The 24,509-nt window shown below is 52.5% G+C and carries 22 protein-coding genes and 3 pseudogenes; 17 read left to right on the top strand and 8 right to left on the bottom strand.

Features of this window, described 5'->3' with window-relative positions; translation table 11 throughout:
• Positions 1-133: 133 nt before the first annotated feature.
• Positions 134-418, top strand: a complete 285-nt coding sequence (locus AC5JPW_RS04745) for a DUF1496 domain-containing protein (RefSeq protein WP_494238519.1) — start codon at positions 134-136, stop codon at positions 416-418.
• Here the strand turns inward: AC5JPW_RS04745 and AC5JPW_RS04740 are convergent.
• Genes AC5JPW_RS04740 through xthA form a run of 3 tightly spaced genes read right to left on the bottom strand, consistent with a single transcriptional unit; the run spans position 384 to position 2,842 of the window.
• Complete coding sequence (locus AC5JPW_RS04740) at positions 384-794, bottom strand: pyrimidine (deoxy)nucleoside triphosphate diphosphatase (RefSeq protein ID WP_494238518.1); 411 nt, start codon at positions 792-794, stop codon at positions 384-386. The two genes, AC5JPW_RS04745 and AC5JPW_RS04740, sit on opposite strands and share 35 nt — an antisense overlap.
• Positions 788-1,981, bottom strand: a complete 1,194-nt coding sequence (locus tag AC5JPW_RS04735) for a rhodanese-like domain-containing protein (protein WP_494241130.1) — start codon at positions 1,979-1,981, stop codon at positions 788-790. Before AC5JPW_RS04735 ends, AC5JPW_RS04740 begins: the two co-directional genes overlap by 7 nt.
• A 51-nt stretch (positions 1,982-2,032) precedes the next feature.
• Positions 2,033-2,842: an exodeoxyribonuclease III gene (xthA, locus tag AC5JPW_RS04730; RefSeq protein ID WP_494238517.1), complete on the bottom strand. Its 810-nt coding sequence runs from the start codon at positions 2,840-2,842 to the stop codon at positions 2,033-2,035.
• A gap of 454 nt (positions 2,843-3,296) precedes the next feature.
• Here xthA and astC point away from each other — a divergent pair.
• The 7 genes and pseudogenes from astC (at position 3,297) to ves (ending at position 10,979) form a co-directional block, all read left to right on the top strand.
• Positions 3,297-4,518 (top strand): annotated as a pseudogene (gene astC, locus AC5JPW_RS04725) (succinylornithine/acetylornithine transaminase).
• Entirely contained in the window at positions 4,515-5,549 is a 1,035-nt protein-coding gene (gene astA / locus AC5JPW_RS04720; RefSeq protein ID WP_494238516.1) for an arginine N-succinyltransferase, read from the top strand. The pseudogene astC and the gene astA overlap by 4 nt, the downstream one beginning before the upstream one ends.
• Positions 5,546-7,024 (top strand): succinylglutamate-semialdehyde dehydrogenase, encoded by a 1,479-nt coding sequence (gene astD, locus AC5JPW_RS04715; RefSeq protein ID WP_494238514.1) that lies wholly within the window; start codon positions 5,546-5,548, stop codon positions 7,022-7,024. Before astA ends, astD begins: the two co-directional genes overlap by 4 nt.
• Positions 7,021-8,346 carry an N-succinylarginine dihydrolase gene (astB, locus tag AC5JPW_RS04710; RefSeq protein ID WP_494238513.1) on the top strand — a complete coding sequence of 442 codons (1,326 nt, stop codon included), beginning with the start codon at positions 7,021-7,023 and terminating at the stop codon, positions 8,344-8,346. The genes astD and astB overlap by 4 nt, the downstream gene beginning before the upstream one ends.
• A gap of 11 nt (positions 8,347-8,357) precedes the next feature.
• Entirely contained in the window at positions 8,358-9,323 is a 966-nt protein-coding gene (gene astE / locus AC5JPW_RS04705; protein WP_494238512.1) for a succinylglutamate desuccinylase, read from the top strand.
• A gap of 309 nt (positions 9,324-9,632) precedes the next feature.
• Positions 9,633-10,107 (top strand): annotated as a pseudogene (gene spy, locus AC5JPW_RS04700) (ATP-independent periplasmic protein-refolding chaperone Spy).
• A gap of 311 nt (positions 10,108-10,418) precedes the next feature.
• Positions 10,419-10,979 (top strand): annotated as a pseudogene (gene ves / locus AC5JPW_RS04695) (environmental stress-induced protein Ves).
• Here the strand turns inward: ves and cho are convergent.
• Positions 10,976-11,839, bottom strand: coding sequence for an excinuclease Cho (gene cho / locus AC5JPW_RS04690; protein ID WP_494238511.1), 864 nt, complete (start codon positions 11,837-11,839; stop codon positions 10,976-10,978). The pseudogene ves and the gene cho sit on opposite strands and share 4 nt — an antisense overlap.
• Positions 11,840-12,273: 434 nt before the next feature.
• Between cho and AC5JPW_RS04685 the strand changes: the two genes are divergently transcribed.
• On the top strand, positions 12,274-12,534 hold the full coding sequence (locus tag AC5JPW_RS04685; protein WP_494238510.1) for a DUF2534 family protein: 261 nt from the start codon (positions 12,274-12,276) through the stop codon (positions 12,532-12,534).
• A 62-nt stretch (positions 12,535-12,596) separates the two neighbouring features.
• On the opposite strand, the gene nadE is transcribed toward AC5JPW_RS04685, so the two are convergent.
• Entirely contained in the window at positions 12,597-13,427 is an 831-nt protein-coding gene (gene nadE / locus AC5JPW_RS04680; RefSeq protein WP_494238508.1) for an NAD(+) synthase, read from the bottom strand.
• Between the two features lie 253 nt (positions 13,428-13,680).
• Here nadE and osmE point away from each other — a divergent pair, with 253 nt between their 5' ends.
• From osmE to chbG, 7 genes are all read left to right on the top strand, one after another.
• Positions 13,681-14,022 (top strand): osmotically-inducible lipoprotein OsmE, encoded by a 342-nt coding sequence (gene osmE / locus AC5JPW_RS04675; RefSeq protein ID WP_494238506.1) that lies wholly within the window; start codon positions 13,681-13,683, stop codon positions 14,020-14,022.
• 274 nt (positions 14,023-14,296) lie between these two features.
• Positions 14,297-14,614: a PTS sugar transporter subunit IIB gene (locus AC5JPW_RS04670; protein WP_494238504.1), complete on the top strand. Its 318-nt coding sequence runs from the start codon at positions 14,297-14,299 to the stop codon at positions 14,612-14,614.
• A 77-nt stretch (positions 14,615-14,691) separates the two neighbouring features.
• Entirely contained in the window at positions 14,692-16,050 is a 1,359-nt protein-coding gene (gene chbC, locus AC5JPW_RS04665) for a PTS N,N'-diacetylchitobiose transporter subunit IIC (RefSeq protein ID WP_494238503.1), read from the top strand.
• Between the two features lie 54 nt (positions 16,051-16,104).
• Entirely contained in the window at positions 16,105-16,449 is a 345-nt protein-coding gene (gene chbA / locus AC5JPW_RS04660) for a PTS N,N'-diacetylchitobiose transporter subunit IIA (RefSeq protein WP_494238502.1), read from the top strand.
• A gap of 18 nt (positions 16,450-16,467) precedes the next feature.
• Positions 16,468-17,304: a transcriptional regulator ChbR gene (chbR, locus tag AC5JPW_RS04655; protein WP_494238500.1), complete on the top strand. Its 837-nt coding sequence runs from the start codon at positions 16,468-16,470 to the stop codon at positions 17,302-17,304.
• A 101-nt stretch (positions 17,305-17,405) separates the two neighbouring features.
• The gene (locus tag AC5JPW_RS04650) at positions 17,406-18,752 is read left to right on the top strand and encodes a 6-phospho-beta-glucosidase (RefSeq protein ID WP_494238499.1); all 1,347 of its coding nucleotides are present in this window, start codon (positions 17,406-17,408) and stop codon (positions 18,750-18,752) included.
• A gap of 6 nt (positions 18,753-18,758) precedes the next feature.
• Entirely contained in the window at positions 18,759-19,517 is a 759-nt protein-coding gene (gene chbG, locus AC5JPW_RS04645; protein ID WP_494238498.1) for a chitin disaccharide deacetylase, read from the top strand.
• 39 nt (positions 19,518-19,556) lie between these two features.
• On the opposite strand, the gene katE is transcribed toward chbG, so the two are convergent.
• Positions 19,557-21,815, bottom strand: a complete 2,259-nt coding sequence (gene katE, locus AC5JPW_RS04640; protein WP_494238496.1) for a catalase HPII — start codon at positions 21,813-21,815, stop codon at positions 19,557-19,559.
• Between the two features lie 208 nt (positions 21,816-22,023).
• Here katE and cedA point away from each other — a divergent pair, with 208 nt between their 5' ends.
• Positions 22,024-22,278, top strand: a complete 255-nt coding sequence (gene cedA / locus AC5JPW_RS04635; RefSeq protein WP_494238495.1) for a cell division activator CedA — start codon at positions 22,024-22,026, stop codon at positions 22,276-22,278.
• A gap of 50 nt (positions 22,279-22,328) precedes the next feature.
• On the opposite strand, the gene AC5JPW_RS04630 is transcribed toward cedA, so the two are convergent.
• Positions 22,329-23,720, bottom strand: a complete 1,392-nt coding sequence (locus tag AC5JPW_RS04630; protein ID WP_494238494.1) for an L-cystine transporter — start codon at positions 23,718-23,720, stop codon at positions 22,329-22,331.
• Positions 23,721-23,850: 130 nt separating this feature from the next.
• A complete protein-coding gene (locus AC5JPW_RS04625; RefSeq protein ID WP_494238492.1) occupies positions 23,851-24,441 on the bottom strand; it encodes a metal-dependent hydrolase in 591 nt (196 codons plus the stop codon).
• Positions 24,442-24,509: the final 68 nt, after the last annotated feature.

The following is a 24,509-nucleotide window of genomic DNA, read 5'->3' as shown; positions in this document are numbered from 1 at the left end:
GCAAAAATCGGTCAGTGGCGCGAAATTAATAATCAGCCTTCTGTCATAACAAAAAACGATGACGCAAGAAACTGCTGCTCATTAATAGAGATCCGTTATAGTAATTAAAGGATTAATTCAGGAAGAAAATGTCATGAAGCGTACGCTCAGGGTGATGATCGGTTTACTGATGGTGGTATCAGCAGGCGTCCAGGCCAATCGGCAGATTTCGCCGGATGTGCAAGTGAATGTGCCGCCGGAGGTGTTCAGTTCGGGTGGGCAGCAAAATCCCCCTCCGTGCAACCAGTGCTGCATTTATGAGGGACGAAATTACTCAGAGGGTGCGGTCGTCAAAATGGAAGGCGTGTTGCTGCAATGCGGGCGAGATGAACGGGCCATTTCGACTAATCCGCTTGCCTGGCGGCGCATAAAACCTTAAACGCCTCAAGCAGGGGAATGTCTGCCGGGGCGAGGGGCCAGTTCAGCGCGTCGTCAGGCGCGCACCAGACCAGCGCGGTGTGATGATGGCGAGTGAGCGTGCCGGTAAACACCGGCACATGCCAGGCATGCAGGTTGATGATGCGCCCGGAGACTTCCCGCTGGTGGCTGGCAACGTAATCCCCGGGTGTCGCCTCGATGCCCAGCTCTTCGCGTAGCTCACGAATCAATGCCTCAGGTTGCGTCTCGCCGGGCTCCACTTTCCCGCCAGCAAACTCCCATAAACCCGCCTGGTCGCCCTGTTCGGGACGCTGCGCCAGCAGAATTTTCCCGTTGCGTTCAATAATGGCCGCAACAACGTCGATAATTTTTAGCATGTTTCTCCGTGCGTGTTCTTCTGGCTCCATTCGTACCAGCCGCCATCATAGACGGCAATCCGCTGCCAGCCCATCGCCCTGGCGCACATAAAGGCCAACGAGGCACGCCAGCCGGTACCGCAATAAAACGCGATGTCTTGTTCTGATCTTATGTGTTGTGCCTGCCACATCGCCGTTATCGCTTCCTCACTGCGCAATGTGCCGTCGGGATTGAGGTAATCCTGCATCCCGTCTTTATCTGTTCCGGCATGACCCCAGCGAGCGCCAGGAATATCACCTTTCGCGCAAATGTAATCGTAACCACTGCTCTGCCCGGTGTGTTCCTGCCAGCTTCGAATGCTCGCCAGCGAGGCGTCCTGGCGATGTAACAGACTTTGCGCCTGCACCATGTTGATCATCAGTTGAGGGCGCGCAGGGACCGTGACGCCAAAATCGGTGTGATGGCGGGGGGGAGGTAGCTGGGTTGTTGCTTGCGGGAACTCTGCGTTAAAGGCATCACCGTCCAGCATACGAACATCTTCAACCCCCGCATAAAGCAGAATATGGGCGGCTCTCGCAGTGGCCAGCAGATGACGACCATACAGGATAACAGTGGTATCAACGCGAAGACCTTGCGCCTCAAGTACAGACGAAAGCGTTGACGCCGGCACCACGTTCCAGAGAGGTGGAGATTCAAGGTGATTGATATTAAGGCAGGTCGCGCCCGGAATATGCGCTTTAACAGCGGTGTCACCAGTGACAACTTCAATGATGCGCCACCCAGCAGTGGGCTTTGCATAAACGGCTTTACCCTGTAACAGGCGACATAGCCACTGCGGATAGACCCATTGCTGAAAGCCTGGCAGAAACATGAGGCGGGAGGGAATAGTCAGGGCATCACTGAGCGTGTAGTCGGCCTTAAGTCCTACTTGCATGAGACGCTGGCGAACCCGTTCACTCTCGTCACCGTAAAGCGCAATAACGGTATCAGGCGTGAGTGCGTGAGCGGATATCCAGGCTTGTAATGCCCCGTTATCCATCAGGCTCAACCAATCACCAGCCAGATGGAGTGCACCTGTTTCGTGGCCGATTGTTCCATCCATTTCAGCAGGCCAGCCGTTAAAAGAGGCGCTATCACGGGTGTCGATGATGACAGCATGCTGCTGCTGGGCCTGAAGGAAAGTGAGCGGATGAGCCATGGCGGAGATCTCAGTAAGAAGCGGCAGTCTGAGGGCTGCCGCAGAGTGAGATGGGCGGGATTAGTCGATTTTGAACTTCGCCCAGACCGGCGCGTGGTCGGACGGTTTTTCCATGCCGCGAATATCGTAATCAATGCCGGTCTCAATGCAGCGTTCCGCCAGCGGTGCGCTTGCCAGCAGCAGGTCTATACGCAGGCCACGGTTGTCATCGAAACCTTTTGAGCGGTAATCAAACCATGAGAAGCGCTCGTTGTTGTCCGGATTCGCGGCGCGCCAGGTGTCCACCAGACCCCAGTTGATGAGGCGATCCATCCACTCACGTTCTTCCGGCAGGAAGGAGCATTTTCCGGTACGCAGCCAGCGTTTGCGGTTGTCTTCACCAATGCCAATGTCCAGATCGGTTGGGCTGATGTTGACATCACCCATGATCAGCACCGGATTTTCTTTCTTCAGCTCGGTTTCAACGTAATTTTGCAGGTCCTGGTAAAACTTCGCTTTTGCCGGGAACTTCGTCGGGTGGTCGCGGCTTTCGCCCTGCGGGAAGTAGCCATTGATTACGGTGATATTTCCCAATGGAGAAGGAATCTCCGCCATGATGATACGACGCTGCGCTTCTTCACCGTCATCCGGAAAACCACGGCGAACGGAAATTGGCGTGGCTTTGGTCAACAGCGCCACACCGTAATGGCCTTTCTGCCCGTGATAGAAGACGTTGTAACCGAGTTTAGCGACATCTTCGAGCGGGAACATATCGTCATGGACTTTCGTCTCCTGCAGACCAATGACGTCAGGCTGATGCTGCTCGACGATCGCTTCCAGTTGATGAGGTCGGGCTCGCAGGCCGTTGATATTAAAAGAGACAAATTTCATAGTCGCCGCCAGAGTGCTGAGGGAATGTGGCAGGAATGTTAGCAGAAAAGGGGGAAAGGGACTACGGGAACAGTAGGCCCTCCATCGGGAGCATACGGCGGTTTGCAGATGTCTGGCAGAAATAGCCTGACGCCCCGCAACGGTGCATGCCGCCCCAAAATGTAGCGCCATTCAAAGATTAATTTCGCTGATGATCACACTTTCATAATTAATTTTTCTGATGCATAAACTTTCTGTTTTAACTCAGCCGCAATCACTCTCCTCGTCATCTTATTCACTTTTTATGCATTAAATGTGAATATTGATAGATTTTAAGTTATTGATATTTCGTTGTCTCCCCACGTTTATGCAATTTTACGGCTGGCTGGCACGCCCTGTGCAATATACATTTACAGCGTGATTACTCATATTTCTTAACAAATATACAACCAATCATTTACCGGAAGAGGTCGCTATGTCTCACTCAATTACGCGTGAAAATTTTGATGAATGGATGATGCCCGTTTACGCGCCAGCACCTTTTATTCCGGTTCGTGGCGAAGGGTCACGTTTATGGGATCAGCAAGGGAAAGAGTACATCGACTTTGCCGGGGGAATAGCCGTGAACGCGCTGGGGCATGCGCACCCGACGTTGTGTAACGTGCTGGGCGAACAGGCATCGCGCTTCTGGCATACCGGTAACGGTTATACTAACGAACCGGTACTGCGTCTGGCGAAGCGCTTAATTGACGCGACCTTTGCTGACCGCGTGTTCTTCTGCAACTCAGGTGCAGAAGCCAACGAAGCCGCTCTCAAGCTGGCACGTAAATATGCCCACGATCATTTTGGTCCGCAAAAAAGCGGCATTGTCGCTTTCAAAAATGCGTTTCACGGTCGCACGCTCTTTACTGTCAGTGCGGGTGGGCAACCGGCGTATTCAAAAGATTTTGCACCGCTGCCACCGGATATTCAGCATGCCGAGTACAACGATCTCGACTCTGCCAGCCGCACTGGTGAATGACAATACCTGCGCAGTGATTGTTGAACCCATGCAGGGTGAAGGGGGCGTAGTGCCCGCGAATCTGGCTTTCCTGCAAGGTCTGCGTGAACTGTGCGATAAACACAATGCACTGCTGATTTTTGATGAAGTGCAGACCGGGGTCGGGCGGACGGGGGAGCTTTACGCCTATATGCACTATGGTGTGACGCCGGACGTTCTGAGCACGGCAAAAGCGCTCGGTGGTGGCTTCCCGGTTGCTGCCCTGCTCGCGACGGAAAAATGCGCCAGTGTGATGACCGTCGGCACCCACGGTACGACTTACGGCGGCAATCCGCTGGCATCAGCAGTGGCGGGGGCCGTGCTGGATATCGTCAATACCCGTGAAACGCTCGATGGCGTGAAGCAGCGCCATCAATGGTTTACTGAGCAACTGCAGGCAATCAACGCTAAGTTGAATCTCTTCCGTGAAATCCGGGGGCTGGGGCTGTTGATCGGGTGCGAACTTCATTCTGATTACGCTGGAAAAGCGAAACAGATTTCACAACTCGCCGCAGCAGAAGGGGTAATGGTGCTGATTGCCGGGGGCAACGTGGTGCGATTCGCTCCCGCGCTCAACATCACTCAGGATGAAGTTTCTCGCGGACTGGCGCGCTTTGCTACCGCTTGCGGTACCTTCCTTGCGGGGTGTTCATCATGATGGTGATTCGTCCTGTCGAACGCACGGATCTGCCTGCATTAATGACGCTTGCCGGGAAAACGGGCGGCGGTCTGACGTCGCTCCCGGTTGATGAAAAAACGCTTTCTGAACGCATTGAGCGTGCAATACAGACCTGGAGTGGTGACTTACCGAAAAGCGAGCAGGGCTATGTTTTCGTGCTGGAGTCTGCTGATACCGGTGAAGTAGCCGGGATCTGCGCCATCGAAGTGGCTGTCGGTCTCAACGATCCCTGGTACAACTACCGGGTCGGTACACTCGTTCACGCGTCAAAAGAGCTTAATGTCTACAATGCGCTACCCACGCTTTTTCTCAGCAACGACCACACGGGCAGTAGTGAGCTGTGTACGCTGTTTCTCGATCCGGCGTGGCGCAAAGAGGGGAATGGTTACCTACTCTCCAAATCCCGTTTTCTATTTATGGCGGCTTTTCGCGATCGCTTTAATGAAAAAGTGGTGGCGGAGATGCGCGGCGTGATCGATGAAACCGGCTATTCCCCTTTCTGGGAAAGTCTGGGAAAACGCTTTTTCTCAATGGAATTTAGCCGCGCAGATTACTTATGCGGCACCGGGCAAAAGGCGTTTATTGCCGAGCTTATGCCCAAACACCCTATTTATACCGATTTTCTCTCAGCAGAAGCGCAAGCGGTGATTGGCGCGGTACATCCGCAAACAGCGCCCGCCCGCACGGTGCTGGAAAAAGAGGGCTTTCGCTACTGTAACTATGTCGACATTTTCGATGGCGGGCCGACGCTGGAGTGTGACATTGACCGCGTGCGGGCGATTCGCAAAAGCCGGCTGGTGGAGGTGGCTGAAGGCCAGATTGCTCCCGGAGAGTGGCCAGCCTGTATCGTTGCCAACGAGCAATATCACCAGTTCAGAGCCATGCTTATTAACGTGGACCCGAATACAGAAAGGCTGCTGCTGAGCGCCGCACAACTTGATGCACTGAAATGCAAAGCCGGTGACCGTGTACGTCTGGTTCGCCTGTGTGCAGAGGAGAAAAAATCATGAACCAATGGATTAATGGCGAGTGGGTAGCCGGGCTGGGCGGACGGCGAATTAAAACCAATCCGGTCAGCAATGAAGCATTGTGGCACGGTAATGATGCTGACAGCGCACAGGTGGATTTGGCCTACAACGCGGCACGCGCGGCTTTTCCTGCTTGGGCAAAATGCGCTTTTACGCAGCGCCAGAGCATTGTTGAAAAGTTTGCCGGATTGCTGGAGGCCAATAAGGCCAAACTGACGGAAGTGATTGCCCGGGAAACGGGTAAGCCGCGCTGGGAAGCGGCGACGGAAGTGACGGCGATGATCAACAAAGCGACCATCTCGGTGAAAGCGTACCACGCGCGTACCGGTGTTCAGCACACTGACATGCCCGATGGCGCGGCGACATTACGCCACCGTCCACATGGCGTGCTGGCGGTGTTTGGCCCTTACAATTTCCCGGGCCATTTACCCAACGGACATATTATTCCGGCGTTGCTGGCAGGTAACACTCTGATCTTCAAACCGAGCGAACTGACCCCCTGGGCGGGTGAGACCGTGGTGCAATTATGGGAACAGGCCGGTTTGCCACCAGGCGTACTGAATCTGGTGCAAGGAGGACGCGAAACCGGGCAGGCGCTGAGTGCCTTACCGGGTATAGATGGCCTGCTGTTTACCGGCAGTGCGGGCACCGGGTACCAACTTCATCGTCAACTTGCCGGGCAACCGGAGAAGATACTGGCGCTGGAGATGGGGGGCAACAACCCACTCATTGTTGACGACCCGGCAGACATTGATGCGGCCGTCCATCTGGCGATTCAGTCCGCCTTTATTACTGCCGGGCAGCGTTGCACCTGCGCACGTCGTCTGCTGGTAAAGCGTGGCGAAGCGGGTGATGCTTTTCTTGCGCGGCTGGTCGAGGTGTCAGCAAAACTGGTGCCGGGAAGCTGGAATGCGGAGCCGCAGCCCTTCTTTGGCGGGCTTATCTCCGCGCAGGCCGCGTTGCATGTCCATCAGGCATGGCAGGCCCACGTTGAGCGTGGCGGGAAAACGTTGCTCGAACCACGGCTGATGCAGGCGGGCACTTCGCTGCTCAGCCCCGGCATTGTCGACATGACCGGGGTGGAGAATGTGCCCGATGAAGAGGTGTTTGGTCCGTTACTGTGTGTCTGGCGGTATGACGAATTTGATGATGCCATCGGCCTTGCCAACCACACCCGATATGGACTGGCCTGCGGCTTAATCTCGCCCGACCGCGAGCGCTTTGACCAACTGTTGCTGGAAGCGCGTGCGGGGATTGTTAACTGGAACAAGCCACTTACCGGGGCGGCCAGTACCGCACCCTTTGGCGGCGTGGGAGCGTCCGGCAACCACCGGGCGAGCGCCTGGTATGCGGCAGATTACTGCGCATGGCCGATGGCCAGCCTCGAATCGCCAGACCTGGCGTTACCGGCGTCGCTCAGTCCTGGGCTCGACTTCAGTCGGGAGAACAGCCAATGAAAGCGCGCGAAGTGAATTTTGATGGCCTGGTGGGATTGACGCATCACTATGCTGGATTGTCGTTTGGCAATGAAGCCTCGACAAAGCATCGCGATCGGGTCTCGAACCCGAGGCTGGCGGCAAAACAGGGACTGCTGAAAATGAAGGCGCTGTCTGATGCCGGTTTTCCGCAGGCGGTTATCCCACCGCAGGAACGCCCGCATGTTGGCGTGTTGCGTCAGTTAGGCTACAGCGGCAGTGATGAGCAGGTGGTTGAGAAAGTGGCTACACAGTCGCCACAACTGCTGTCGGCGGTCAGTTCCGCCTCGTCAATGTGGGTCGCCAATGCGGCAACCGTATGCCCTTCAGCGGATGCGCTGGATGGTAAAGTGCACTTCACGGTTGCAAACCTGAACAACAAGTTCCATCGCTCTATTGAAGCCCCCACGACGGAGGCTGTGCTGCGGGCGATTTTTCGTGATGACCAGGCGTTTGCCGTCCATGGTGCCTTACCCCAGGTGGCGATGATGGGGGACGAAGGTGCCGCTAACCACAACCGATTCGGTGGTGAGTATGGCGAGCCGGGTGTACAGATGTTTGTTTATGGGCGGGAAGAGGGCGGCAATACGGCTCCTGGGCGTTACCCTGCACGACAAACGCTGGAGGCCAGCCAGGCAGTGGCAAGGCTTAACCAGGTTAGTCCACGTCAGGTTGTCTTTGCGCAGCAAAATCCGGCGGTGATTGACCTCGGTGTGTTCCATAATGATGTTATCGCCGTCTCTAACCGGCAGGTGCTTTTCTGCCATGAGCTGGCATTTATGCAGCAGCAAAGTGTGCTGGCAAACTTAAGCGCGCGCGTACCCGGATTTATGGCGCTGGAAGTGCCGGATTCTGAGGTCTCGGTTGCCGATGCGGTAGAAACGTATCTCTTTAACAGCCAGTTACTTAGCCGTAATGATGGCAGCATGGTGCTGGTATTGCCCCAGGAATCCCATGACCATCCTGGCGTGTGGCGTTATCTGAACAAACTGCTGGCACAAGATAATCCCATCAGTGAACTAAAAGTGTTCGATTTACGTGAGAGTATGTCGAATGGTGGAGGGCCTGCCTGTTTGCGCCTGCGCGTTGTACTTAACGATGCGGAACAGCGGGCAGTAAACCCGGCCGTCATGATGAATGATGCGTTGTTCCATGCGCTGGAGAACTGGATTGACCGTTACTACCGTGACAAGCTGCGACAGGCCGATCTGGCTGATCCGCTGCTTTTAAGAGAAAACCGGGAAGCGTTAGATACACTGACACAGCTCTTGCGCCTGGGTTCCGTTTATCCCTTCCAGCAGTAACAGGAGGTCATATGGACAATTTTCTCGCGATAACATTGTCGGGTGAAATGCCACGCAAAACGACAGGTGAAGCGGCAGGGATCCACTGGCTTTGGCATGAACAGGGGATTCTGGAGCTTATCCCTCCTGAGCCGTCGACGCGGGCGCTCATCATTTCATGCGGCATCCATGGTAACGAAACGGCACCTGTTGAGATGGTGGATGAACTGCTGGCAAACCTGTTTAACGGAACGCTCACTCTTCGTTGGCGACTGCTGGTGATTATGGGAAACCCGCAGGCGCTGGGGCAGAACAAACGTTTTCTGCATAACGATATTAACCGTATGTTTGGTGGCCGCTGGCAGCAGTTTCCCGCCAGTGATGAGACCATTCGAGCGGCCCAGCTCGAGCGTGCGGTTACCCACTTTTATAGTGAAGAGGATGAAGAGCGCTGGCATCTGGATATGCACACGGCGATTCGCGGATCGCTTCATGTGCGATTTGGCGTTCTGCCTGCTCGTGATGAACCCTGGGATGAAATGTTCCTGAAATGGTTAGGCGATGCCGGACTGGATGCACTGGTCTTTCACCAGGCGCCTGCTGGGACCTTCACCCATTACAGCAGTGAACATTTTGATGCTCATGCCTGCACCCTTGAGTTGGGGAAAGCCTTACCTTTTGGCAAGAATGACCTGGGGCAGTTCTCCCGTACCGTTTGGGCTTTGGCCGCTCTGTTGGCGGGAGACGCGGTGCCTGAGGCCGACAAACCACCGTTGCGTTACCGTGTGGTACAGCAACTGACGCGGCACAGCGAAGATTTTGTGTTGTACATGCCTCCTCAAACTCTCAATTTCACGCCCTTCACTCAGGGAACGCTGCTGGCTGAGGACCGTGGGGAGCGCTATGTTGTTCAGCGAGAACAGGAATATATTCTTTTCCCCAATCCTGATGTTGCCATCGGATTAAGAGCAGGATTGCTGCTGGAACGTATTAATTAATCCTAAGCCCCATGAATATGGGGCTTAGTTATTTATCATGACTAATTACGGATTAATCCTGGGTAAGTGGTTTATTAATGCGCGCAGTTGTTTTACAATCTTCATGATTTCCATGTAAATCAGTGTATTGAATATTTATTTATCCACTCTCCACTGTTTATCCTTATTTCCTCCACAATTGCTGTAAAAACGTTTTTTACACTTTCATTGTTTTACCGACGCTCTGATTAATTGACGATAAAGACGCTAAAGTGAATATCGTCAACACGGCAATTGCCGCAAGAAAACATGAAAGTAAGGAATTAAATTATGCGTAAACTGACTGCCCTGTTTGTTGCCTCTACCCTGGCGCTTGGCGCTGCTAACCTGGCACATGCTGCCGATACCACCACGACTGCACCAGCCGACGGCAAACCGGCGATGCACCACAAAGGTCCGAAAGGCCCGCATCACGACATGATGTTCAAAGGTCTGAACCTGACGGATGCGCAGAAACAGCAGATTCGCGATATCAAGAAAGGCGAATTTGCAGCAAATGCAGGAAGAACGGCGCAGCATGCATGAAGTGATCGCCAGCGATACCTTCGATAAAGCCAAAGCGGAAGCGCAGATCGCCAAAATGGACGAGCAGCGCAAAGCTCATATGCTGGCGCATCTGGAAACCCAGAACAAGATTTACAACATCTTAACGCCGGAACAGAAAAAGCAATTCAATGCGAATTTTGAGAAGCGTCTGACAGAACGTCCGGCGCCAGAAGGTAAAATGCCAGAACCTGCTGAGTAATTCAGCAACCCCTATCAAGACCGCCGGACTTGTCCATAGCACGTGTTAACGTTGTGGACAGGTCCGGCGGTTTTTTCTTTCTTCCCTCTTGCCAGCCGCTCGCAGCACGGTATTCTCGTCTAGCCAGTCTTCAGCGAAATTTTCCATAAATCTTAACGTTAATATTTTTTTACATGTCACTTCACGGCATGACTAAGTGCATCCCTTTTCTCTGCCGATAATGCGTTTATGGCAGGGTGGGTAATAATAAACAACACGCTGCCTCCAGAAGCAGCGGCGCGGACACAGAGCTGCGCCTTTCAGGAGTGATGATGGAATTCTTTGATATCCGCAAAATGCCGGTCAACCTCTGGCGCAATGGCGCAGGTGAAACCCGTGAAATTTGTTGTTTCCCCGAGGCGACCCGTGACTTTAGCTGGCGTGCGAGTATTGCCTCCCTGGCCAGTAACGGGGATTTTCCGCAATTTCCCGGGTGTGGATCGCGTTATGACGCTGATTGAAGGTGGGAGAGATGACCCTCGATGCGGGGACGGCATTTTGCCACACGCTTAAGCGCTTCCAGCCATTCACATTTGCTGGCGAACAGCATGTGAAAGCTCATCTGCATGATGGTCAGATGTCGATGGATTTTAACATCATGACTCGCAGGGATCACTGCCAGGCAAAAGTGCGTATTGCTGATCAGAACGTTTACGACCTTTGGATCACGTGGAGGCGTGGTATTTGTTCTCAGCGGAGCATGGCAACTGGGCGATAAACTGCTGACTGCCGATCAGGGGGCATGCTGGGATGAAGGTCGCCACACGTTGCGCTTGCTGAAATCAGAAGGCCAGTTACTGTTCAGCGAAATAAAATGGCTACCGGGCCATTAATTCAATTCGATGATGTCATACAGCCCTGACATCATCGGCCTACATAATATTTTGTAGCCATCGTGATCGAATCCGGCAGGTGTCCGGAGCAATTCTGCTGCCTCTTCCAGCGAATCAACCGCACCTAGCCACAACCAGTTATGGATGATGTGGTATTGCGTTTTTTCGCTGCCTGTTTCACGTAGACCCACCGGGCCACGCCACGGCCAACACACTAATTGCATTCGTGCCATTGCCAGGTGAAAACGCACCTGATGCGTTTCTTCTGTCTCCTTACCACAGCATGCACCCGCGCAGCGATGCAGCGCGGCACGAAAACATCCACGCCCCTTTGTTAGCGACTCCAGCCCCAACAGGCCGTAACAGAGTTTTTCTTCATCGGCGATGGATTGCAGCGCCTGTAGTGCTGCCCGGCGGTTGGCAAACAATCCATACAGTCCGGGTTGAGTTGAGAAATCCACCTCTCGGGCGTAAACCACCTGCGGTTTGCCGCCCTGCAGCAGCAATGAGCAGAGCTGGCGATTGCGCCGAAGTCGTTTATTGAACAACGGCTGCTGTTCTTTAATCAGCCGGGCTTCGAGCAGTAATGCCCCCAGTTCACCGGCGGTGCAAACCCAGGTAATACGCCGCGCCTGACGCAGCATAGCGGCTTCATCCGGCGTACGCAGGTGCGACAACACCCGGCTGCGAATATTGACGCTTTTGCCGATGTACAACGGCATGGCTTCGCTTTCGCCATGGAAAAAGTAGACGCCAGGAAGCTTAGGTAATGCCTCAAGCCATGGGCGAAGATGTTCGGGGTATTCGTAGATGGCCGCCGCTTCAAACTCAAGACGCGGGGCAGATTGACGCCTGCTCACTATGACTCCTGATACTGGTTACCTGTACAGTGTAGCAGAGTGTGGCTGCCTAAAAAAGAGACGACATGCAACATGCCGCTGACCTCATATCAGACGCGCAGCAAAGCAGAAAACGTTTCGTGACCGGACTCAAATACGAATCATACAATTTATCAATGAGTTCTGTAATCAGAGGGGGTAAACCAGCGACACTTGCGCCAAAATCATCCATCATTGAGCGTAATTTGCAGGGGGGGCATCCGATTTAACTGCATAGCTGCCCTGCTGGCACTGGTTGCCGTAGCCATGCTGTTTGTTGCGCCGGTTATTCCGCAAACACATCAGTGAACGAGCCGGGACGAACATTCTGGGGAAACTGAATGCCACATTCTAAGTGATGCCCGGTTCAGGTGAGCCGGGTTACACTATCGCGATACGAATACAAGGAGGCCTGCATGCTTAAAATATTGCGCACCCCGGAAGGGAAAAAATTTCTCACTGCGGTGGTTATCGTTTTCATCATTGCCGTTTCGGTGATAACCAGCGTCACTTTCCAGGGCGTTGAGGAACAGTATAATCTGCCTATGGAGCAATGGAGTGTTTCCCTGTTTATTATTCAGGGGGCCTGGGCGGCGATTTACAGTCTTATGTTTACGATTATTGGTTCGCTACCCTTTGGATTTTACTTCCTGGGGCCGAAAGACGATCGCGGCTAACCGTGACGCTCCGAAGCCAATAATAAGTCAATAAAAAAGGCGGCTCAGGCCGCCTTTACTGTTTACTGTTTTTTCCAGAAATCATCGAAAACAGTGATCGGCGGGCGACGTTTATGCTCCGTCTTCAGATACCAGCCTTCAATGATGTGCGACGTACCGGCATCCAGTGATTTACCTTCCAGATAATCATCAATGTTTTCATAGGTCACGCCGAGCGCGGCCTCATCGGGCAGGGAAGGGCGGTCATCTTCAAGATCTGCTGTCGGCGCTTTCTTGTACAGATGTTCCGGGCAACCTAAAAAGGCCAGGCACTGTTTCCCCTGGCGTTTGTTCAGGCGGAAGATAGGGTTAATGTCCGTGCCGCCATCACCATACTTGGTGAAGAAACCGGTAACGGCTTCTGCCGCGTGGTCGGTACCCACGACAACGCCCTTGGTCATCCCGGCGATACTATACTGCGCTTTCATACGCTCACGCGCTTTCTCGTTGCCGCGAATAAAATCACTCAGCTCAATACCGGCATCACGCAGCGCCTGCTCGCTGGCTAATACAGCACCTTTGATGTTAACGGTCAGCACGCGATCCGGCTGGATGAAGGAAATTGCATCCTGGCAATCCTGTTCATCGGCTTGTTTTCCATAAGGCAGACGTACGGCGATAAACTGGTACGTGCTGTCGCCAGTCTCTTCACGTAACTCAGCGATAGCCGTCTGGCAAAGCTTACCGGTCAGGGTTGAGTCCTGGCCGCCACTGATCCCCAGAACCAGGGATTTTAAAAAGGGATAAGTTTGAAGATAGTTTTTCAGGAAATCGACGCTACGGCGTACTTCTTCATCTGCATGAATGGTTGGTTTGACGCCCAGCGCCTGAATAATCTCTTGTTGCAGAGTCATTTAACCCCTCCGTAAGTGAACCTGCTTTGCAGGATACAATATGGTTGATGAGGTCAAATTAACCCTTAAGCAGTAAAACGACAAGGCGCACGGTTTCGAGTGCCGTAATTTACAGCGTTTTAGCCACTTATCGCTGTTTTGTTAGAATTTTCCGAAAGTTATGCCTGTCGCGCCCTATAGTTGAAAAATGTAATTTTATATTCCAGGCTTAGATAACGCGCTGATACACAAGCGGATAACAAGAGGAAGGAATATGAAAAAGAATATTGCAGGAATGTTAGGTGCAGCCGCGGTTCTGACGATGTTGGCAGGCTGTACTGCTTATGATCGTACAAAAGATCAATTCACCACGCCGGTGGTGAAAGATATCAAAAAAGGCATGACGCGCCAGCAGGTTAACCAGTTGGCGGGCCGTCCGTCTTCTGAAGTGTCAATGATTCACGCTCGCGGTACCTGCCAGACCTACATTTTGGGTCAACGTGAAGGTAAAACTGAGACCTACTTCGTGGCACTGGATGAAACCGGCCACGTGATGAACTCCGGTTATCAAACCTGTGCGGAGTACGACACCGATCCGCAGGCTGCGAAGAAGTAACTTTTTAATTAAATTGCCTGAGCTAACGAAACCGCCTTCGGGCGGTTTTTTTGTGGGCGATACTTTTTTATCGTCGCGAATTATTTGGTTGGAATGTGAAGAATGTCATGATGCCAGGTCAAGGAGAGACAATTGAGGTTTGTGTCGAATTATCCCGTCACTTAGCGACAACGTATACTGACATTCACTGAGTGATATCAACCATCAGATATCAATTTCAACAATCGGTAGCCGTTCTAAACCGTTGGCGAAGGTCTTACAAGAGAGGTTTCTCATGGATAAAAAGCACATCTACTTGTTCTGCTCTGCGGGCATGTCGACATCGCTGCTGGTGACGAAAATGCGCGCCCAGGCCGAAAAATATAACGTCCCGGTGATCATTGATGCGTTCCCGGAAACGCTGGCGGCGGAAAAAGGGCCGCAGGCGGATGTCGTGTTAATCGGGCCACAAATCGCGTATATGCTGCCCGAAATTCAACGTATTCTTCCTGGTAAACCTGTGGAAGTGATTGATTCGGTGCTTTACGGCAAGATCGATGGTCTTGCGGTGCTTAAAAGTGCTGTTGCTGCCATTAAAAAAGCGGCCATTTAGTAGTTATCTTTCCCGTCGAAGAGTTATTTCACACACGACTGCCGCAATGATTATTGCGGCCCTTTGGGGCATCTCGTATGAATAGTGTTATTCGTTCTCTTGAAAAGGTTCTTCTGCCTTTTGCGGTAAAAATAGGAAAGCAGCCACACGTCAATGCCATAAAAAATGGTTTTATTAAATTAATGCCATTAACCCTCGCCGGGGCCATGTTCGTATTAATTAATAATGTGTTCCTGAGTTTTGGCGAGGGTTCATTTTTTTACTCCCTGGGTATTCGCTTAGATGCTTCTACCATTGAAAGTCTGAACGGCCTTAAAGCCATCGGCGGTAATGTTTATAACGGTACGTTAGGCATTATGTCGCTGGTGGCGCCTTTTTTTATTGGGATGGCATTAGCAGAAGAGCGAAAAGTCGATTCTCTGGCTGCAGGGTTATTATCTATCGCTGCATTTATGACGCTCACCCCCTTTAGTGTTGGGCAAGCATATGGTGTTGACGCTACCTGGTTGGGTGGCTCAAATATTATTTCCGGGATGATTGTGGGGTTGGTTGTCGCGGAAATGTTTGCCTTTGTGGTGCGACGTAATTGGGTCATTAAATTACCTGACAGCGTCCCGGCCTCTGTTTCACGTTCATTTTCGGCATTAATTCCCGGCTTCCTGATTCTGTCGGTGATGGGGATTATTGCCTGGGGACTGGCGGGGGCGGGTACCACCTTCCACCAGATCATCATGGATTCGATTTCCAAACCGCTGGCCGCGATGGGCAGCGTGGTAGGTTGGGCCTATGTCATCTTTACCTCGTTGTTATGGTTCTTTGGTGTCCACGGCTCGCTGGCGCTGGCGGCACTCGACAGCGGCATCATGACCCCCTGGGCGCTGGAAAACGTCGCGCTCTATACAGAATACGGCTCGGTCGATGCCGCACTGGCTGCAGGGAAAACCTTCCATGTCTGGGCTAAACCGATGCTGGACTCGTATATTTTCCTCGGGGGTACGGGGGCAACGTTGGGGCTGATTATCGCCATCTTTATCGCTTCTCGCCGTGCCGATCATCGTCAGGTGGCCAAACTGGCGCTGCCGTCGGGGATCTTCCAGATTAACGAGCCGATTCTCTTTGGTCTGCCGATCATCATGAATCCGGTGATGTTTATTCCCTTTATCCTGGTGCAGCCGGTACTGGCAGCCATCACCCTGGCAGCCTACTACACGGGCATTATCCCGCCGATCACTAACATCGCGCCCTGGACAATGCCAACCGGGCTTGGGGCATTCTTCAATACCAACGGCAGTATCGCCGCACTGCTGGTCGCGTTGTTTAACCTGGGTGTCGCCACGCTGATTTATATGCCATTCGTCATCATCTCGAATAAAGCGCAAAGCGCCATTGATGCCGAAGAGAGTGAAGAAGAGATTGCCGAATCCCTGAAGTTTTAATGTCAATGCGTCGCGGTGTGCTGGCTCACCGCGACGCCTGTAAAGGAGAATACGATGTTTGATTTGGACGATGTTGTCGATACGCAAGAGAGCAGTGATGCGCTTGAAGAAGTCGTGATGGGACTGATCATTAATGCCGGTCAGGCACGTAGCCTGGCGTATTCAGCACTGAAGCAGGCTAAAGCGGGCAATTTCGACACCGCCAGAACGCTGATGGCGGAATCCCATGCCGCGCTCAACAGCGCACACCGGGTACAAACGCAACTGATTGAAAGCGACGCCGGTGAAGGTAAGATGAAAGTTAGCCTCGTGCTGGTGCATGCGCAGGATCATTTGATGACCGCGATGCTGGCACGTGAACTGATTGCTGAACTGATCGAACTGCACGAGAAAGCCTGAAGAGAGGAGAGGCCCGATATGCTGCCAGTGGTAAACAACACGGAAGTCAGACTGGTTAAGGAGCAACAGCTGTTTAACGGCAGGCCCTTCCACGTGTTTATTTACAACAAAGTGGAGAGCATTAGCGGGCTGCACCAGCATGACTATCATGAGTTTACCCTTGTGCTGACCGGGCGTTATTACCAGGTCATCAATGGCAAACGCGTCTTACTGGAGCGCGGGGATTTTGTCTTCATTCCCGTTGGGTCATCACATCAGAGTTTTTACGAGTTTGGTGCCACGCGCATTCTCAACGTGGGCATCAGTAAGCACTTCTTTGACGAGCACTATCAGTCGCTGGTTCCGTTCTGTTATGTCGCCTCACAAGTGCATACCGTTCAGCCTGCATTCCTGACGTATATCGAGTCGATTATTGCGTCACTGAATTTCCGTGACAGTGAATTTGATGAATTTATTGAGCATGTGAGTTTTTATATCATCAACCGCCTGCGCCACTTTCGTGAACAGCAAACGGAAGATGTGATTCCGCAATGGCTAAAATTCACCGTTGAAAGTATGCATGACAAAATTCGCTTCTCGGAAAATGCACTGGAAAATATGGTGGCATTATCGGGTAAGTCCCAGGAGTATTTAACTCGCGCAACGCAGCGTTATTACCAAAAAACACCAGTACAAATTATTAATGAGATTCGTATTAATTTCGCCTGTAAACAACTGGAGATAACAAACTTTTCCATAACCGATATTGCATGGGAATCAGGTTATAGCAGTGCCAGTTTATTTATTAAGACCTTTAAAAAATTAACATCATTTACACCGGGTAACTATCGAAAACAGTTAGCCAGTATTTCCTGATTTGCGGGGATGATCCCCGTAAAGAACATTCATCATTCTATACTTATCGCGCATTGCGGTAACGGCTCGGCTTATCCTTAAAAAGCCTGAAGGGAGCGAACATGACGCATAAATTGAAAGTGGTAACCATTGGTGGCGGGAGCAGTTATACACCGGAATTACTCGAAGGATTTATTCTGCGCTACGACGAATTGCCGGTCAGTGAATTATGGCTGGTGGATGTCGAAGAGGGGCAGCACAAGCTGGATATTATCTATGACCTGTGCTGTCGCATGGTTAAAAAAGCGGGTGTGCCGCTTAAAGTGATGAAATCTCTGGATCGCCGGGAAGCGCTCCGTGATGCGGATTTTGTTACCACCCAGTTCCGTATTGGGCAGCTTAAAGCGCGTGAACAGGATGAGCGCATTCCACTCAGTCATGGCTATCTGGGGCAGGAAACCAACGGAGCGGGCGGTTTGTTCAAAGGTCTGCGCACTATCCCGGTGATATTCGACATCATTAAAGATGTGGAAGAACTTTGCCCTCAGGCGTGGGTGATCAACTTTACCAATCCGGCAGGCATGGTGACGGAAGCCGTTTACCGTTATACCGATTTCCGCCGTTTTATTGGCGTTTGCAATGTGCCGATTGGCATGAAGATGTTTGTGCGCGATGTACTGAACGTTGACGCGACAGACTCCCTCTCTTTGGATCTCTTTGGTCTGAACCATCTGGTCTTTGTCCGCGATGTGCTGGTTAATGGTGAATCACGTTTCGCCGAGCTGATGGACGGTGTAGCCTCTGGCCGGTTTGCAAAATCGTCGGTCAAAAACATCTTTGATTTGCCGTTCTCCGAAGGATTGTTACGTTCCCTGAACTTACTGCCGTGCTCGTACCTGCAGTACTACTTTAAGTCAAAAGAGATGTTGGGCATCGAGCTTGGAGAGTATTACAAAGGCGGTACGCGAGCGCAGGTGGTGCAGGGCGTGGAGAAAAATCTCTTTGAGATGTACAAAAATCCTGACCTGGATGTGAAGCCCAAAGAGCTGGAGATGCGCGGTGGTGCCTATTACTCCGATGCGGCCTGCGAAGTGATCAATGCGATTTATAACGACAAGCAGGCCGAGCATTACGTTAACGTGCCGCACATCGGTAGCGTGGAGAACATTCCGGCTGACTGGGCGGTAGAGATGACCTGTCTGCTGGGTAAAAACGGGGCAATACCTCATCCGCGCATCACACACTTCGATGAAAAAGTGCTTGGGCTGATTTACACCATCAAAGGGTTTGAGATTGCGGCAAGCAAAGCCGCGCTGAGTGGCGAGATGAATGATGTTCTGTTGGCGCTTAATCTCAACCCGCTTATTCACTCCGATAAAGATGCCGAAAAGCTGGCCCGTGAGATGATTCTTGCTAATCAGCAGTGGTTACCGCGCTTTGTTAAAACGGTCACTGACATCAACAAGTGAGGACGTATGCGCAAATTGTTGATTGTGAACGCTGATGATTTCGGTCTCAGCCGGGGGCAAAACTACGGCATCGTTGAGGCCTGCCGAAACGGCGTAGTGACCTCGACCACCGCGCTGGTCAATGGTGCTGCTATTGACCATGCGGTTGATGTTCGCCGTCTTGTACCGGAGTTGGGTGTCGGGCTGCATTTTACCCTCACATTGGGTAAACCTGTTGGTCAGCTGCCGTCACTGACCCGTGACGGATTATTAGGGAAATGGCTCTGGGAGCGGGCCTCGGCGGGCACGCTGCCGCTTGCTGAAATAGCCGATGAGCTTGAATGCCAATATACGCGGTTTATTACGCTCTTTGGTGCACCGCCTACGCATATCGACAGCCATCATCACGTACACATGCTGGCTGACCTTTTCCCACTGGTGGCTGACTTTGCCAGCAAAAAAGGTGTACCTATGCGTGTCGATCGCGACGAAGTGCAACGCCATACTCTGGCTACGGATGGCGTGCTCAGCAGTAGCGGATTTTCCAGTGCATTCTATGGCGAGGCGATCTCTTCCTCTCTCTTCACGACCATTCTTGATGAGTCCCTGCAACGCAAAGAGGATTCGCTGGAGGTCATGTGTCACCCGGCTTTTGTGGATAACGGCCTGATGACCAGCAACTACTGCTACCCCAGACTTGAAGAGCTGGAGGTGTTGACGCAGCCCGCGCTCAAATGGGCTATTGCCGAACGTAACTTTCGGCTGGGCACTTTCCGCGATCTGTAGGTACTAAGCGCAGCAGTAAAACTGCTGCGCTTTGCTTCATTACGCCGGAATGGCGTCAATTTTCGCGATACGTGACCAGACCCGGTGTGCTGCCAGTAGCGTTATCAAATCGTCCATGACACTCCCACTGGCGTCGTCGGCAATCACTACACCTTCTTCACCTTTAGCAGTGACCTGTAGATCTGCTGCGAATTTTCGTGCATCTCTCAGTAACACAATCGCTTTTAGATGCTTATAAGCCTCCAACAGGTAATAACGCGCATCCCCGTTTTTGAGCAGGTGACTTAAATCGCCGCCAGGTACGATAACCCCGTCGACGGTCAGGGAAGGTGCTCCCGCGAAAGTGCCCGCGATGGGTAAAACGGTGCCATCGTCTGCCGTGACCTGGCCCATGCGGGAATAGAGCAATTTGGCATGTACACCGTTGTCCTTAAGATTTTGCAAAATAGCCAGTAGGTCGCTGGCCCGCGTTTTCTCATTCAGCAAAATCGCGACAACGCGGCCTTTCACTTTGCCATCCGGTACGGCATACAGGCTTAAGGCAGGATCTTTTTCCACACCGCTGACCGCCGCAGGTGGTGCCAGATTCTGTTGTTCTTTGGTAAGGGTAATGCCGAGATTTTCTGCCACGCGACTGGCAAGCTGGTTGTCGATGCGCGCCAGTTGGTCCACGACGCGTTCACGAATATAGGGACGCACCACTTTACCCAGTTCAAAGCTAAACGCATCAATGATATGGCGCTGCTCAAACGGTGTCTGGCTCAGCCAGAACAAACGCGGGTGGGAATAGTACTCGCCAAACGAAGGGCTGCGCTCGCGCACTTTATGGCCCTCGACACGTTCCTGATAAGACTCAAAACCGCCCCGTTTTGGCCCCGGTGGCGTTTCACGCGGCCAGTTGTCATTGATCGAGTTGGGCTCGTAATTTGCAGGATTGGTGTCGATATCCATGCGGTGCATGCCGTCGCGCTGGAAATTATGGTACGGGCAGGTGGGGCGATTAATCGGGATTTCATGGAAGTTTGGTCCACCCAGACGGCTGATTTGTGTATCGGTGTAAGAGAACAAACGCCCCTGAAGCAGAGGGTCGTTGGTGAAATCAAGCCCAGGGACGATATGGCCGGGATGGAAAGCAACCTGTTCGTTCTCAGTAAAGAAGTTGTCCGGATTGCGGTTCAGAACCATTTTGCCCACGCGTTTCACCGGCACCAGTTCTTCAGGGATAAGTTTGGTTGGATCCAGTAGATCAAAATCAAATTTGAACTCATCCTCCTCCGGGATCAATTGCAGCCCCAGTTCATACTCCGGGTAGTCACCGGCTTCAATGGATTCCCATAATTCACGACGGTGGAAATCGGGGTCACGTCCGGTGAGCTTTTGCGATTCATCCCAGACCAGGGAGGCTTTGCCCGCCACCGGTTTCCAGTGAAAGCGCACAAAGGTTGCTTTCCCTTCGGCGTTGATCAAACGGAAGGTGTGAATGCCAAACCCTTCCATGGTGCGGTAACTGCGCGGAATACCACGATCGGACATCGCCCAGATAACGTTATGCAGCGTCTCTGGTTGCAGGGAAACGTAATCCCAGAACGTGTCATGCGCGCTCTGGCCTTGTGGAATGGCCCAGTGCGGTTCGGGTTTTACCGCGTGGACAAAATCAGGAAATTTATGTGCATCCTGAATGAAAAATACCGGCGTATTGTTGCCGACTAAATCAAAAATGCCCTCGTCGGTATAAAACTTGGTGGCAAAACCGCGAATATCGCGCACGGTATCGGCGGATCCTGCGCCGCCCTGCACGGTAGAGAAGCGGACAAAGACCGGTGTGATTTTATCCGGGTCGGAAAGAAAATCGGCTTTGGTGATAGCTGACAGATTTTCATAGGGCTGAAAATAACCGTGTGCGGCCGATCCTCGTGCATGCACGATGCGCTCCGGTATACGTTCATGGTCAAAATGAGTAATTTTCTCCCGCAGGATGAAATCTTCAAGCAGCGTTGGTCCACGAGACCCTGTGCGCAGCGAGTTTTGATCATCAGCAATACGCACGCCCTGATTGGTCGTCAGCGGCACTTCTTCACTGTTTTTACGAAACGCCTCCAGTGCAGTGAGTTTTCCGTTCGCAGTATCCGGCGCTTTCAGGCTGCCGGGTGCCGTGGGCTGCTCACCCGGTGCCGTGGGATGAGGAGAAGGGCGGTGAGAGTTGTCTTCGGGGGCCAGGGAATCCAGACCTGGTTTTGATTCAGTAGCATCGTGCACGGGGGATTGATGAGGTTGTGGTTTTTTTTCGTTACGCGACATTGAACTCGGCTCCTGTTTTCATTTCTGAAAATGGTCGTTGTTGTGGCAAAACACTCTAACTGTAGAACAACTCCCTGCGTAATTCAGGCGCAGCGGGAGCCAGGGTAACGATGATGGCCTGAAAGCGTTACTGAAAATCAGTCCGGGCGCGACGCACAGGGCCACTTTCGGCTATGATAGGACTTTCGTGTTAGTGGAATTCGTCTTAGTGAACTCTTCGCCTATGAAACCTATGCGCCAGCAAAACCGCCGCGTTATCAGCTATGTCCCTCGTATTGAACCTGCACCGCCTGAACATGCTTCAAAGGTGGAGGGATTTCGGGATGTCTGGATCCTGCGCGGGAAATTCGTGGCTTTCGTGCTGATGGGTGAGCGTTTTAAACGTTCTCCCGTTTTTGGTGTGGCAGAAGCGGCACAACGCTGGGCTAATCAGATTCGCCAGGACGGCGAAATCGAAGAGTAACAGGCATAAAAAAACCGCCTGACATGACAGGCGGTTTTATGTAGTTCAGCTTAACGATGCGCCAGCTCGGCGTCGTCTTCACTCTCCATAATGGTTTTATCGGTCTGCTTCAGCCACTGGCTTGCGAGCGTACCGGCAGTCATTGAACCATTCACGTTCAGGGCTGTACGACCCATATCAATCAGCGGTTCGACAGAGATCAGCAGGGCGACCAGCGTGACCGGCAGGCCCATCGCAGGCAGTACGATCAGTGCAGCGAAGGTCGCACCGCCGCCCACACCCGCTACACCCGCAGAACTCACGGTGACAATACCGACCAGTGTGGCGATCCACACCGGGTCCAGCGGGTTAATCCCCACGGTTGGCGCAACCATAACTGCCAGCATTGCCGGATACAGTCCCGCACAACCGTTCTGACCGATGGTTGCACCAAAGGAAGCAGAGAAGCTGGCGATGGATTCAGGAACACCCAGACGGCGGGTCTGTGCTTCCACATTCAGTGGAATAGAAGCAGCGCTGGATCGGCTGGTAAAGGCAAAGGTCAGTACTGGCCAGACTTTACGGAAGAACTTCAGCGGGCTGACGCCATTCACACCCAACAAAATACCGTGCACCACGAACATGATGCCCAGGCCCAAATAAGAGGCGATAACAAAGCTGCCCAGCTTGATGATGTCCTGAATGTTGGAGCCTGCGACCACTTTGGTCATCAGCGCCAGCACACCGTACGGGGTCAGTTGCATCACCAGGCGTACCAGTTTCATCACCCAGCTTTGCAGGGTATCGATAGCGGTAAGAACACGCTGACCTTTCGGTGCATCGTCTTTCAGCAGCTTCAGCGCAGCCACACCCAGGAAAGCCGCGAAAATCACCACGCTGATGATGGAGGTGGGATTCGCCCCGGTCAGATCGGCAAACGGGTTTTTCGGCACGAAGGAGAGCAGTAACTGAGGAACGCTCAGGTCTGCCACTTTGCCGACATAGTTGGTCTGAATAGCGGTCAGGCGCGCGGTTTCCGCGGTGCCTTGTACCAGGCCTTCTGCCGTTAAGCCGAACAGATTTGTAACCAGTACACCGACCAGCGCAGAAATCAGTGTGGTAAACAGCAGCGTACCAATGGTCAGGAAACTGATTTTGCCCAGTTGAGAGGCGTTATGCAGACGGGCAACAGCGCTCAAAATGGAGGCGAAGACCAGCGGCATAACAATCATTTGCAGCAGTTGCACATAGCCATTACCGACCACGTTGAACCACTGAATGGAGCTCTTCAGTACCGGGTTATCTGAGCCATAGATAGCCTGTAGCGCAAGGCCAAAAACCACGCCCAGTCCCAGACCAGCCAGCACCTTTTTCGCCAGGCTCCACTGTTTGTGGCGGGTTTGCGCCAGAAGCAGTAGCAGTGCAACGAAGACCACGACGTTCGCGATTAAAGGAAAATTCATTCCCGTTCTCCTGATGTAATAATGTGATCGGTATCCAAATACCGACCTGTGGCGGAAGGTTAGCAGAACTGATGGGTGTGGCTTATATCCAAATGGAATGATTTATGACGTAATCGACGTTTTCGTTTTTTTAATGACCGATTTGCTGATGGATAAAGCGATTGAACTGGTTTTGCAGCAAATTGATCATCTGCGACGACCAACGCACTGCACTGTTATCGGGCATTGTTTGCGGCATCCATAGCGCCCAGGTGAACAGTGCCATACAGAGCACACGCTCAAGTTGGTTTCCTTTTTTCGGCGACAACAGTGGCAGGCGAAAACGCCAACGGCATGGCCAGAGCAGCGGAACGCCGGCAGGTGTGATCATGTCGGCGAGGATATGGCTCAGGTATCCGAGCACCATACCTTGTAGAGCATCGGTGGGAATTATCCAGCTCTCAGGCACTTTCAGATAGAACAACGTCAGGGCAATAAAAACAGCAAGCAGACTATGCGTGAACCCCCGGTGCCCGAACATGCGGGCGACCGGTTTTGAGATCCACTTCAATCGCTGCCCGAGGAAAGATTTTGGGTGGTCGATATCAGGCAGAAGGCAGGTGAGAATGGCAGACGGCACAATATGCCACCAGTCACCTTGTGCCAGCACGGGCGTTAATTCGGCATTTTTGGCAAACACCGCGCAGGCAATAGAAAAAAGCAGGTGTCCTTCCGCCGTCATGATAAAACTCACCTAACTGTCGATGTATACAGTATAGGGTTTTTATACAGTAGGCGGAAGAGGTGACG

The sequence above is a fragment of the Phytobacter sp. genome (assembly GCF_059074235.1).
The sequence above is the reverse complement of the archived record's forward strand: the minus strand, read 5'-3'. Positions and strand labels throughout refer to the sequence as shown.